6 protein-coding genes are annotated in these 13,162 nt (G+C 53.5%); 2 read left to right on the forward strand and 4 right to left on the reverse strand.

Going from position 1 to position 13,162, the window contains the following annotated elements; all coding sequences use genetic code 11:
- Positions 1-25: 25 nt before the first annotated feature.
- Positions 26-2,623 carry a DNA mismatch repair protein MutS gene (mutS, locus tag EGT74_RS20595; protein ID WP_123848444.1) on the forward strand — a complete coding sequence of 866 codons (2,598 nt, stop codon included), beginning with the start codon at positions 26-28 and terminating at the stop codon, positions 2,621-2,623.
- Between the two features lie 351 nt (positions 2,624-2,974).
- Here mutS and EGT74_RS20600 read toward each other — a convergent pair whose 3' ends face one another.
- The 3 genes from EGT74_RS20600 to EGT74_RS20610 all read right to left on the reverse strand — a co-directional run bounded on the left by EGT74_RS20600 (position 2,975) and on the right by EGT74_RS20610 (position 9,868).
- On the reverse strand, positions 2,975-4,681 hold the full coding sequence (locus tag EGT74_RS20600) for a SusD/RagB family nutrient-binding outer membrane lipoprotein (protein WP_123848445.1): 1,707 nt from the start codon (positions 4,679-4,681) through the stop codon (positions 2,975-2,977).
- A gap of 18 nt (positions 4,682-4,699) precedes the next feature.
- Entirely contained in the window at positions 4,700-7,981 is a 3,282-nt protein-coding gene (locus EGT74_RS20605; protein WP_123848446.1) for a SusC/RagA family TonB-linked outer membrane protein, read from the reverse strand.
- Between the two features lie 852 nt (positions 7,982-8,833).
- Complete coding sequence (locus EGT74_RS20610; RefSeq protein ID WP_123848447.1) at positions 8,834-9,868, reverse strand: LacI family DNA-binding transcriptional regulator; 1,035 nt, start codon at positions 9,866-9,868, stop codon at positions 8,834-8,836.
- A 446-nt stretch (positions 9,869-10,314) separates the two neighbouring features.
- Here EGT74_RS20610 and EGT74_RS20615 point away from each other — a divergent pair, with 446 nt between their 5' ends.
- Positions 10,315-11,190 carry an AraC family transcriptional regulator gene (locus tag EGT74_RS20615; protein ID WP_123848448.1) on the forward strand — a complete coding sequence of 292 codons (876 nt, stop codon included), beginning with the start codon at positions 10,315-10,317 and terminating at the stop codon, positions 11,188-11,190.
- Positions 11,191-11,523: 333 nt separating this feature from the next.
- Here EGT74_RS20615 and EGT74_RS20620 read toward each other — a convergent pair whose 3' ends face one another.
- Positions 11,524-13,137 (reverse strand): RagB/SusD family nutrient uptake outer membrane protein, encoded by a 1,614-nt coding sequence (locus EGT74_RS20620; RefSeq protein WP_246008264.1) that lies wholly within the window; start codon positions 13,135-13,137, stop codon positions 11,524-11,526.
- Between the last annotated feature and the right edge of the window lie 25 nt (positions 13,138-13,162).

Raw genomic sequence — 13,162 nt, forward strand, 5'->3', positions numbered from 1 at the left:
GCCGCCGGCTTCTTATATTTGCCGCATGGCTAAAAGTAAATCGGAAGAAACACCCTTAATGCAGCAGCACAAGGCCATCAAGGCGAAATACCCTGATGCGGTACTGCTTTTCCGGGTGGGCGACTTTTATGAAACATTCAACGAAGATGCGGTGATCGCCTCCAGGGTACTGGGCATCGTGCTCACCAAAAGGGCGAACGGCAGCGCCGCATTCATCGACCTGGCAGGATTTCCCCATCATTCGCTCGACACATACCTCCACAAACTGGTGAAAGCCGGCCATCGCGTAGCCATTTGCGACCAGCTGGAAGATCCCAAAACCGTCAAAGGCATCGTGAAACGCGGCGTCACCGAAATGGTGACCCCGGGCGTGGCAGTCAACGACAAACTACTCGAAAACAGCAATAACAACTTCCTGGCCGCCGTACATTTCGGTGCGGACGCCACCGGCGCGGCTTTTCTCGACATCAGCACCGGAGAATATTTTGTGGCCCAGGGCAGCCTCGAGTACATCGACAAACTGCTCCAGAGTTTCCGGCCCGCCGAGGTGATCTTCGCCAAGCAGCAGCAGAAACATTTCCGGCAGACCTTCGGCAGCCGGTTCTACACCTACACGCTGGAAGAATGGATTTTCACCAATACCTATGCGCGGGAAATCCTCCACAAACACTTTGAAACACATTCGCTCAAAGGTTTCGGGGTGGAAGACATGACGGAGGCCGTCATAGCCGCCGGCGCCACCATGCATTACCTGAAAGATACCGAGCATCCCAACCTGCAGCATATCTCCAATATGCAGCGGATAGACCAGGACGATTTCCTGTGGATGGACCGGTTCACCATCCGCAACCTGGAGTTGCTGCAAAGCACCGTGGAGCAGGGCAAAACCCTGCTGGGCACGCTCGATCATACGCTTACGCCCATGGGTGCGCGGCTGCTGAAACGCTGGATAGTGTTCCCTTTGCGTGATATTGTACAGATCAATGAGCGGCTGGATGCGGTGGAAGACCTCATCCGCGAAGCAGACCGCAGCATCAGCATACAGCAGCACCTCAAATCCGTGGGCGACCTGGAAAGGGTGGTGTCCAAAATCCCCCTGAAAAAAATCAATCCCCGCGAGGTGATGCAGCTGGCCCGCGCGCTGCAACAGGTGTGCGAGATCCAGCGACTGCTGAACGATACCGCCAATCCCCTGCTGCGTCATTTACAGGAACAGCTCGATCCCTGCGACAGTATCCTGCAGCGCATCCTGGCCGAAGTGTCCGACAACCCGCCGGTACTCGCCAATAAGGGCGGCGTTATCCGCGAAGGCGTGAGCAAGGAGCTCGACGACCTGCGCGCCATCGCCAGCTCCGGCAAAGAATACCTGCTCCGCATCCAGCAGCAGGAATCCGAAGCCACCGGCATCCCCTCGCTGAAAGTAGCCTTCAATAACGTGTTCGGCTATTACCTCGAGGTGACCAACACCCATAAGAATAAAGTGCCCGCCAACTGGATACGCAAACAGACGCTGGCCAACGCGGAAAGATATATCACGCCCGAGCTGAAGGAATACGAAGAAAAGATCACCGGCGCCGAAGAAAAAATACTGGCGCTCGAAATGCAGCTGTACGATGCGCTGCTGGCCACGCTGCAGGATTTCATCCAGCCGGTGCAGCGCAATGCGCAGGCCCTGGCGCGGCTCGACTGCCTGTTGTGTTTCGCGCACAACGCCGTGCAGTTCAAATACCGCCGCCCGCAGGTAACGGAGGCATATCATATCGATATCAAAGACGGCCGCCATCCCGTGATCGAACAGGGGCTGCCGCCAGGCGAAAGTTATGTGGCTAACGACATCCTGCTGCACCAGGACGAGCAGCAGGTGATCATTCTCACCGGGCCGAACATGAGCGGTAAATCGGCGCTGCTGCGCCAGACCGCCCTCATCACCCTGATGGCCCACATGGGCAGTTTCGTGCCCGCTGCGGCGGCGGAAATCGGTCTCACAGACAAGATATTCACCCGCGTAGGCGCGTCAGACAACCTGAGCGGCGGCGAAAGTACGTTCATGGTGGAGATGAATGAAACCGCCAGCATCATCAACAACATCACGCCCCGCAGCCTCATCATCCTCGACGAGATCGGCCGCGGCACCAGCACCTACGACGGTATTTCCATTGCCTGGAGCATCGTGGAATATCTGCACGACATGACGCCGCACCGCCCGAAAACCCTGTTCGCCACGCACTATCATGAGCTGAACGAACTGGAGAACACGCACAACCGCGTAAAGAACTTCCACATCACCAACAAGGAAGTGGGCAATAAAATCATTTTCCTGCGCAAACTGGCGCAGGGCGGCAGCCGCCACAGCTTTGGTATCCATGTGGCCAAAATCGCGGGCATGCCGCCGCAGCTCATCAACCGCGCCAACGAAATCCTCAGCCAGCTCGAAAGCCAGCACATCGAAGCGCCCATGCAACAGATCGCTGCGCCCACGCACAAAGTGCAGCTGAGCATTTTCGATGCCCACAGCGATACGTTTCAGTCGATTCGGGACAAACTCACTTCGGTGGACATCAACCGGTTAACGCCGGTGGAAGCGCTGCTGAAGCTGAGCGAGATCAAAGATCTGCTGCAGTGATGCTGAGGGAAATAGGCGAAGCTGGCAGCGTACATGGGCCATATAGGAAACAGTGTAAGGATGCGCCCGGTGATGAATACAGGATAACCGGAAGAATCAATAAGTCCGAAAAACCGGCAGCTGACAACGGAACATTTTTACTGTAGTATCCAAGTCAATAAACAGAAAGCCCGTGCAAAAACTGCACGGGCTTTCTTATGCGCCCTCCTGCCGGCGATGCGGATGGCCGGGAAGGCGCCCGGTTCTGCGATACCCGTGATGCCGCCGGTGTTGAGAGCCCAGGCCCTGACGGAACCGAAAAAAGAAGGGCGGCCTTTCAGCCACCCTTCACATCAGCACAAATTCAATGTTCTACTGTTTGTCCCACCAAACGCGGCCCGTCAGGTCGTTCGGGCTGCCATATTCTCCTGTTGTCGCCATTTCGGAAAGGGCGTTGTTGTAATTGGTCATGTTGGAAGAGTGCGGGATGGGCAGCATCCAGCGGCGGGGCACCACTGCTTCCGCGCCACCGATCATTACCGGCTCGAGGGAAAGGATACCGCCTTTTTTCGGGTAGCCTGTTCTTCTCCACTGGTTCCACGCTTCGTGGGGTGCTTTGAAGAAGTTCAGGAATGCCTGGATGCCGATTTTTTCCAGTTTCTCTTCGGTGCTGCCGGTGAGGGCAATCTCCGGTTTCTGCAGGTATGCAGTGATTGCAGCTGCGTCTACCGGTGCATAATCCACGATGCCGGCCAGTTTGCCCATCGCGTCGTATGCCTGTACGGAAGCGGTAACGCCTTTGTTGTACCAGGTGGCTGCATCGGCTGTGATGAGGCCGCGCACTGCCAGTTCAGCCAGCAGGAAACACTGTTCTGCGTAGCTGATCAGCGGCTGGGTGTATTGGCCGTTTGCGCCGCCGTCCATAGACAGGTCGAACAGGCGGTTCTGGTAACGGGTGAGCGTATCCACCGTTACATCTTCTTTTTTGCCATCGGGGAATTTCAGCGAGTAGGTTTTGGTACCGTACAGGCTTACGTATTGCGCCTGCTGGCGGGCGTCGGGGCTAACCGGCAGACCGATGTAACGGTCCGGGTTATACACCGCGGTAGCAGGGAAACCGCCACCGGTTTTGATGTAGTTGAAACGCTCCTCGGTCATCCCGTTCTTCTTGTAGAACAGTGCCAGGCGCGGGTCGTTGTATTTTTTCAGGAAGCCGATCATGTTCATGCTCACTGCGCTGGCGTTGTTGCCCTGCGCGCCCCAGTTGCCGCCGCGGGCAAACTGCGTACCGGAGATGAACTTCCACTCTTCCGCGTTGCTCGCGTAGAGGCCTGCAGGGCTGGCCATTACGTCGTCGATGATCTGTTTCGCTTTCGTGGCATCGCGCTTCAGCAGGCGTACGGCGATTTTCAGGCGCAGTACGTTGGCTGTTTTGGCGTAGTTGGCTGCCGCGGTGGAAGCGTTGGTGTAAAACAGGTCCGCATTACCGAAACCGATCTGGCCCGCAGCCGCGCCCTGAAGGGCGGTAACGGCGGCCTTCAGCTGTTCGTCGAACAGGTTGAAGAGATCCTGCTGGCGGTCGTATTTCGGCGTGAAGTTAGCAGTTTCGCGGGCGCTCAGCGCTTCTGTGTAAGGAATGGAACCGTTCACGTCGGATACACGGAAAGCAGCATATACTTTGTGAATGGCGGTAATTGCCCCAATGTTGCGGTAAGCAGCCTGTTTCTCCGCCGGCAGCTCGCTGATGAGTTTTTCGATCGCCACCAGGTTGCGGCCGATGCTGGTATAGAATGCGCCGTAGAAACCATTGGTGTTCTGCCCGCCGAACATACCCGGCTGGTTGCCTTCCGGCGATGCCACGGTGAATTGCATCCAGCGCATCAGGAAGCCATAGTTGTCGTAATACCACTCAAAGTCGCGGTCTACAATACCTTTTTGCGAAGCAGATATCATTACTTCCGGCGGCACTACAGGCGCCACTTCCTGGTCACTGTTTTTCTCGGCAAAATCCTTGGTGCAGGAGCTTGCAAATGTCGCCAGCGCCAGTACACCGATACCTAATTTATGTTTGATGTTCATGTTCGTCCTTTTTAAAAATTAGAAGCCCAGTTGAATCGTGAGTGCCATATTGCGTACAAAGGGTGCGCCGCCGTATTCGGAGAACGCGGAGGTGCTGTTGTTACGCAGGCTTTCCGGGTTGATGTGGTCCGGCAGGTTGTTGAACAGGTAACCGAGGTTACGGCCAACGAGCAATACCCTGGCTTTGTTCAGTTTCCAGCGTTCTACCATTTTGGTGGGGAACGTGTAACCGAGGGATACTTCGCGCAGCGCTACATAAGATGCGTCGAACACGGAAGCCTCGCGGATGCCCACACCCCAGTCGCCGATCATGCTGTAGTATTGATAAGGGCTCAACGGGTTTACATAACCTTTATCATATGCCTCGCGGTAAGTCATGCCGCTGATGTCCTGGCTGAGACCGGTAGCGGTGTTGCCTTTCATGCCGGCGCCGAATACGCCTTCGGGAATCATCCCATCGTTGCGCTGAACGCCGTTGTCTACCCAGGCGAGACCGCCGGTGGCAGCGTCGCGGCCGGGCAGGGTGCTCTCAACCGTACCACGGCCGGTGCCGTACTGGTGAGATGCGGAGAAGATATCGCCGCCTATGCGGGCCTGCAGCAATACGCCGAGCGACCAGTTTTTGTAAGAAAAGTTGTTGTTCAGGCCAAGGTTGAAGTCGGGCGTGATGTTACCCACTACAGCAGGGCCGCGTTTGAACTGTACCGGGAAGCTGCCTGATTTTTCGATGATCGGCAGGCCGTTCTTGGCCGGGTCGGAAGATACATAACGGGTGTAACCATAGTTGGTCACAAGCGTACCATACGCGTCGCCTACTTTCGCGATCACGCGCACGTCCTGGTCGTTACCCATTTCGTAAGTATCAACACCGGGATACAGCGCGAGGATTTTGTTGGTGTTGCGGGTGCCGTTCAGGTTCACATCCCAGGTGAAGTTTTTGCCTTTCACCGGTGTGCCGTTGATGGCGATCTCGATACCCCTATTGCGGAAGTGACCGGCGTTGATGTAGCGCTTTTTCACACCGGATTCCGATGCGACTTCTGGCTGCAACACCTGATTTTTGATATCTGCCTGATAATACGCAACGTCCAGGCCCAGACGGCTGTTGAAGAAACGCAGGTCTGCACCTACCTCGTAAGAGCCTGACATCGACGGTTTCAGGTTGTTATTCGGATAAGTATCCTGGTTGAAATCGCTGTAGAGATATACCGGGTTTACACCGCCGAACCACTGCTCGTTCATTACGTACCCGACATTCAGCTGTGCCGGGTCGATGTCGCCGCCCACGCGTGCGTAAGAAGCCCTTACTTTACCATAAGTCACCCATGAAGGCATGGACTGTTTGTAAGTTTCGGTGAATTCCCAGGCTGCGCTCACGGAAGGATAGAAATAGGAGTTGGTACCGGTTCCGGCCGGGTAAGTGAGCGAAGACGCCCAATCGTTACGGCCGGTCAGATCCAGGAACCATGCATTTTTATAGGAGAAGCTGGCGGCGGCGAACACAGAGTTGATCACCTTCGGCACCATCACTTTGTTATTGCGGGCATTTACGGTACCCACGCTGTTGCTGATGGTGAATTTGCCGGGGATCAGCAGGCCGCCTGAAGTGGCAGCGCCGTATTCGTTGCCGATGCGTGAGCGCCAGGTTTCAGCACCAACGTTTACGCTGAGCGAAAAGTCGTCGTTCAGTTTCGGCGTGAACATCGCCATACCGGTGAAGGTATATTGTGTTCTGTTGTTGCCGCTGATGGAATACAGGCCGCGGGAACCACCGAAGTTCGGGCCCCAGCCCAGCTCACGGCGGTCGTCTTTGTTCTGTTCGTTACTGAAAGTACCGCGCAGCAAAAGTTTCAGCCAATCGGTAGCGGTCGCGGTGAGGGAGAGGTTACCCATGAACAGGTTCTCTTTTCTTTCCCACTTGTCGTGTTTGAGGCTGAACCAGTAGTCGGCGCCGGGATACTGACCCAGATATTCGTCCATATTGCTCAGGCCGGGATTTGGGCCCAGGTAACGGGCGCTCCAGTAAGCCGGGTCGTAGTTACGGGGGAAGATATAAATCCATTTACGGCCGATGTTCTGGTTGGTGTAGTCACCACCCTGGCGCGTAGGATTGAGCGTATTGGAGAATGCGTAGGTAACGCCGCCTTCGGCAGAGAGGAATTTGTTCAGTACCGCTGAAGTTTTCAGGGAGAAGGAGTTCCTGTTGAAGTCGTTGTTCGGCATTACGCTGTTGTTGCTGAGGCGGGAGTAAGAGAAGCGGAAATTCGCTTTTTCGTTACCACCTTCCACGGCTACGTTTGTATTATAGTATTTACCCAGCTGGTAACCGTCAACGGCATTGTCCGGCATCGGGCTGAAGGGAACGATGTCGCCGTTCACAAGTTTAGCCATCTGGCCTTCCATGCGTGGGCCGAAGCTGGTACCGCCGGCCTGCACCACGTTATTGCCCTGAGCGTCTTTGTTGAACCAGGGGTTGAGACCTGCGCCATACACGTTCTGCAGGGCGATGGGGCCACGGTATACTTTTTCGAACTGTACCGTCTGGCTCACTTCCACACCCAGGCCTTTACGGGTAAATCCTTTTTTGGTGGTGATGAGAATGGCGCCGTTGAGTGCGCGGGAGCCGTAGAGGGCGGTAGCGGCAGCGCCCTTCAGCACGGACACGGATTCGAACTCATCCGGGTTGAAGTTTTTCAGTACGTTACCGAAGTTAACCGCGTTGTCGGAGATTTCGTTCTCGAAGATCACACCGTCGATCACGAAAATCGGCTGGTCTTTACCGTCGAGCGATTTGGCGCCGCGGAGCACGATGCGGTTGGCAGCCTGCGGGCCACCGGCCGCGCCGGAAATGTCAACGCCCGCTACTTTACCCTGGAGGGCCGCTACGGGGTTGATGGCGTTGGTTTTGGCGATCTCGGAGCCTTTCAGTTCCGTCATGGCGTAACCCAGTTTGCGGGCTTCGCGTTTGATACCGAGGGCCGTTACCACCACTTCATTCAGATTTTTGGAATCGTCGTTGAGGACGATGTTGAGCGGGCCGTCTCCTGCCGGAACTTCCTGCGTCACATATCCCATAAATGAAAAAACCAGCGTGGCCGATGGTTGCACACTGATTTTAAATGAGCCGTCGGCGGTGGTCATAGACCCGTTGGACGTACCTTTTTCTTTTACCGTAACACCGGGCAACAAGGTACCGTGGGCATCCTTTACGGTACCGGTAACTGCTTTCTTCACCTGCGCCCAGGAGAGGGGGGCAAAGCCGAAAGACAGCAACGTGGCGAGCAGCAGAATTCTTCGCATAGCTTCCTTAGATTTTAATTTTTGAAACAGAACCTGTAAACAATAGTTATCCTTTATTGGTTGATAGCTGACTTAATACATCAACTACAATGCAATACAATTTCATCCGGCTGCTGCGCACAGCTCCGGGCTACATTAGAAACGGCTGATAAAAATGGAGAGATGAATGTTTGGCTACCTCATTGTTGCGTATCTCTTTGTCAGCATTGTTCACTACATACTCCGCTATTTCCTCTCGCGATATGGATAAATCGTTTTAGCAATTCATCCCTAAAAAAACCTGTGAATGCCTCCTCCCTCTCGGTTTCAGGTATTTCCTTTATTACATAAAACGATTTAGCAATATGCAATAAAAAAAACCTGTGATCTACCAGGGCTCCTCAAAATCTCTGCGTCATGCACAAGTTTGGTTCGGAAAAACGAACGCATGCAACTTAGTCAAAGTTGTTAAACGAGCAAAGTAAAATTTAACTTTTTTTTGATGAAGGGTTCATATTGCGTTCATTTTGATGAAAATAATATCACTCCAGGTCAATTTGACACATGTTATAACGCTTATATAGAGCAAAACCTCTCCCATGGTCCTTTTGCGGGGAAATTTGCCTATGTATTTTCACTCACGGACAAAGACTTCGGCGCCGGGTATGCAAAGGCCGGGGCGATATGCGGATAATGAAAAGAACCGTCTACCCACCAATGAGGCGCTCAACAACGCGAGCGGTGAAAATCCACTACACCGGTTTAGTGAGCGGAACAGTAACATGAATTCGATAAAAAAGAGATGCACCGTTACCGGTGCATCTCTTTTTATGTAAAATTTCTTTGAGAATGGTTGTACGAGCCCCCTTTCACCTATACCGCCGCGTTCTTCCGCTTTTTACAGCTTTCGCGTTTGATGAGCGTGGCCGGCAGCACTACCTGGTTAATCTGGTGACTGTTCTGGTTCAGCTCCGCCATCAATACCTGGATGAGGTTGCGGGCAATGTCGTGGATAGGCTGGGCCACACAGGTAATACCGGGTGTGTGGAGGCGGAACAGGTCGTGGTCATCGAAGCTCACCATGGCTATGTCGTCCCCAATCTTGATGCCCAGGTCTTTGAAACACTCGATGCCGTACACGCCCAGGTAGTTGGTGGAAAAAAAGATGGCGTCGAGGTCGGGATTGGTTTCTATAAAAGTTTTGATCTGGCTCACCGCTTCGTCTTTCGTGGCGGCGAACGGGATTTTTTTCAGGAATTTCCGGGGGAAGGTGGCGCGGTGCGCCTTCATGGCGGCCGTGAAGCCGTTGAGGCGCTCCTTCATCTGTATCTGTTCGGAGGTGGTGGTCACCAGCGCTATTTTGCCGTACCCGAGCTTCAGCAGGTATTCCGCTGCGTCGTAGGCGCCCTGGAAGTTGTTCACCATCACATAATTGGTCGGAATCTGCGGGAGATAACGGTCCATCAGCACCATCGGTTTGCGCGCGTGTTTGAGCATCTCGATTTCCTTGTCGAGGTTCGGTGTGGGGGTGATGATATACCCGTCTACCTGCCGGTACTCCAGCACTTCCAGAAGGCCCCTCGCTTTAATGAGATTGTCTTCCGTGCTTCCATACAACACTTTGTAGCCGAACTTGTCCGCCTCCTCTTCCACGATTTTAGCCACGTTGGCGAAGAAATTGTTGGCAATGTCTTCCACGATGAGTCCGATGGTTTTGGTTTTTCCCGTGCGCAGGCCCCTGGCCAGCTGGTTCGGTTTATATTTGAGTTTGGCCGCCAGCTTCATGATTTTTTTGCTGACCTGGTCGCTAATCCGCTTTTCTTTGGCTTTGCCGTTGAGGACAAAAGAGACAGTGGTAGGAGATACGCCCGCTTGTTTTGCGATGTCTTTGATTGATATTCCCTTCATAGTTGGTGGTACGCTATACGGTGCTTAATCGATTTAGCATCGACAAGTTACGGAAAATAAAATGAAACAAAAAAGAAATCCTGCCCTGTAATCCCCCCTTTCAGCGGTATCCCGACCAAAGCCGCTACCGGGTGGCCCCGTTCGGGAACCCCTTCGGGAAGATTCCCGGAACTAGACAAATATTCTGGGAATTTGTGCCCGACTAGTATTTTTTTAACGTAAATTTAATAATTTGGCAAAATAGAATTCAAAATGGCAGATGTTTTATCGCCAGCTTTTTCATAGGACCAAACAACAAGGAAGCAAGTATGAAGCCGGGCATGAAAGCTATTCCACACACAAAAGGGCATGCGGAAGCATGTTTAGCGTCTTTAAAAGGGCGAATTGCGTACGGATAATATTTATGCATGGCTCCATCCGACCATTGACAAATAAAATACTAACGGATGAAACCCATTCTTATAAAAGTGGGAGCCTTTGCCGACAACCAGATCACTATCATAGAACGTTGCGATCCGTATTTTAATACACCTTTTCACTTCCACCCGGAATGCGAGCTGGTGTATGTGACCGAGAGTCAGGGTAAACGTATTGTAGGCGACAGCATTGAAAGTTTTGATGTAGGCGATATGGTTTTTCTGGGGCCGAACATTCCCCATGTGTGGTATAATGACGAAGCGTACCACCGCAACGACGAAGCGTTAAAAGCGCGGTCGGTGGTCATTTATTTCCCGAAGGATATTTTCGGGGACAAGTTTTACGGTCTGCCGGAAACCAAAGCGCTGACCGACCTTTTCCACCGCGCCCAGCGGGGCATGAAAATCATCGGCAACACGCAGGAGCTGCTGAAAAATGAAATCCTGGCCCTTCCTAAAAAAGAAGGCCTGGAACGGATCATTTCCCTGCTGCAGATCCTCAAGACCCTGTCTGAAACGAAAGATTGTTATTACCTGGCCAGCACGGGTTATTCACATGCCTACAACGTAAAAGACAACCACAAGATAGACGAGGTGTTCAAATACGTGATGAACAACTTCTCCAAGGAAATCTCGCTGCAGGATGTGGCCAGCATCACCAACCTCTCCCCGCAGTCGTTTTGCCGGTTCTTTAAAAACAGGACCAAAAAATCATTCGTACAGTTCCTCAACGAAGTGCGCATCGGGCACGCCTGCAAGCGCCTCACGGAAGAAGACTGGTCGATTGCGGAAATCGCCTACTCCTGCGGCTTCAAGAACCTTTCCAACTTCAACCGTTTCTTCAAGGAAATCGTGGGCAAAACACCCAAGGAATACAAAAATGAACTGCGGCTCAAAGAAGCCTGACAAGATATTTTCAAATTAGGAAAGCGGCTGTTACGGCCGCTTTTTTTATGGGTATAGCCGGTTGGCGCAATGTACCTGGGTAGCTTTTCTTATCGCCTACATGCCGGCATAAACCGCTTTTATGCGGCTTCCGGGCTGATGCGATGAGCCGAGCGTATATTTTATTCCCCGTGGCCACGTCCGGGCTAGCTTTCGTATACAAATTCGCTGGCGCCATGAGCCTGATCGCGCTCCTTGCCGGCTGCTGCACAATCAACCCTCCAAAAAAATTGGCCGGCCCAGATGGGCCGGCCGTTCATTTGTATAGATGAGCTATGTCTATGATGATGGATATTATGGTTTGTCCCACCAGAGGCGCGTACCGCCATTGTCGGGACCGCCCAGCAAGGTAACGGCTCTTTCCACACCTTTCGGGTTAGTGGCATACTCCGTTTGCGAGAAATTGATACGGCGGATGAATGTAGCGGTGGGGATTTTACCGCCGCTGTTGTTCACCACCACCGGGAACAATTTCGGGTAACCGGTTCTCCGGAATTCGCTCCAGGCTTCCTGTCCGTCCGGGAACATGGCGATCCATTTCTGGGTGATCACTCTTTCCAGTTTTCTCTCGAAAACATCTCCTTCTTCCCACCGGATGGTAACGGTGCTGAGGAGGGGACTGCCGGCGGGTATGTTGTTCACGGCGTTTTTGAGATCGGTGTACGGTGCGGCCTTGCTGGTATTGTCTACCAGGTAGGTCGTGGCATCGCCCGCACCATGCTGCAGGAATGAAGCTTTCACGCCTTTCTCATAGTTATCCTTTGCGGAACCGGCGCCGGTCCAGCCGCGCAGAGCCGCTTCGGCTTTCAGGAACCATACTTCGGCAGCGGTCATCAGCTGCATTTTACCGGGCATTTCCGCGAGTTTCGAATAATCCGCGTAGATCTTGTCGGGCAGGGCAATACCGGTGCGGACACCTTTGAATATATTGCCCGGCGCCACGGAGGCGGGTACGAAATATTTCGCAAGGCGCGGGTCGTTATAACCGGTGAGGATCGATTCCATGGGCGCACCCATCCGGATATCGTTATAACTGTTGGTGTACGTATTGTACGGGTTGGGCGTGGGCGCAATGTTCACGGCGGCATTTTCCGCCGGGGTTTCGAGCAATCCCGCGGCATGCGCCAGCGCGGCCTCCCCTTCTGTTTTAGCTTTTGCCGGGTCCACTTTGGAGATACGGATGGCCATCCTCAAACGCAGGCTGTTCGCAAATTTCAGCCAGGCTTTGTAAGTGCCGTCGTACACCAGGTCGAAGCGGGCAAAAGGTTTTTTGGTGGAAGAAGCGAGGGGTGTGAGAATGCCAATGGCTTCGTCGATGTCTTTGAAGAAAGCATAATAGGCATCTTTCTGCGAATCATAGTCCACGCTTTTATCGGCATTGGGCTTACCGTATTTCGTGTACACGATGGGCCCGTACACATCACTCACCCGCTGCATCACCAGTACTTTCAGTATCAGCATCCAGGCGCGGAAATCCTTGAATTCCTCGCCGGCCAGCCGGTTGATGGTGCTCGCCACGGGCATCACCGATACGTTGGATGCGGGCGCGTAGGAACCGTACGCACAGCCCCACATCACCTCGTTCCAGCCGTCTATCAGGTTGTAGGTAGAGTTGTTGTTGCCGCCGTTGCCGAATGGCCCCGGAACGCCCATATAGCCGGAATAAAGGTCGCCCTGCAGGTTTTGCTGCACCTGCATCACCCAACCGGGCGAAACGGCGTAAATGCTGGTCTGCATCTGGCGGAAGGGCTCCCCGATCAGCCTGAAGTCCGCCTTCAGGTCTTCTTCGTCAAGCCCGTACGGATCGGTATTGATCCGCTCGAAACCTTTCGTACAGGCCGCCAGCATCAATGCCGCCATTCCTGCTGCCGCCAGGTTCCGCATATGTTTGAATTGAATCGTTCTCATCTTGTAAGTTTTTTAATCATGACTG

This window comes from Chitinophaga lutea (assembly GCF_003813775.1).
Taxonomy (GTDB): domain Bacteria; phylum Bacteroidota; class Bacteroidia; order Chitinophagales; family Chitinophagaceae; genus Chitinophaga; species Chitinophaga lutea.

What these genes read in the sequence shown, in the direction of transcription:
- mutS (WP_123848444.1), top strand. Translation starts at nt 26, where the DNA reads ATGGCTAAAAGTAAATCGGAAGAAACACCCTTAATGCAGCAGCACAAG.
- EGT74_RS20600 (WP_123848445.1), bottom strand. Translation starts at nt 4,681, where the DNA reads ATGAACATCAAACATAAATTAGGTATCGGTGTACTGGCGCTGGCGACA.
- EGT74_RS20605 (WP_123848446.1), bottom strand. Translation starts at nt 7,981, where the DNA reads ATGCGAAGAATTCTGCTGCTCGCCACGTTGCTGTCTTTCGGCTTTGCC.
- EGT74_RS20610 (WP_123848447.1), bottom strand. Translation starts at nt 9,868, where the DNA reads ATGAAGGGAATATCAATCAAAGACATCGCAAAACAAGCGGGCGTATCT.
- EGT74_RS20615 (WP_123848448.1), top strand. Translation starts at nt 10,315, where the DNA reads ATGAAACCCATTCTTATAAAAGTGGGAGCCTTTGCCGACAACCAGATC.
- EGT74_RS20620 (WP_246008264.1), bottom strand. Translation starts at nt 13,137, where the DNA reads ATGAGAACGATTCAATTCAAACATATGCGGAACCTGGCGGCAGCAGGA.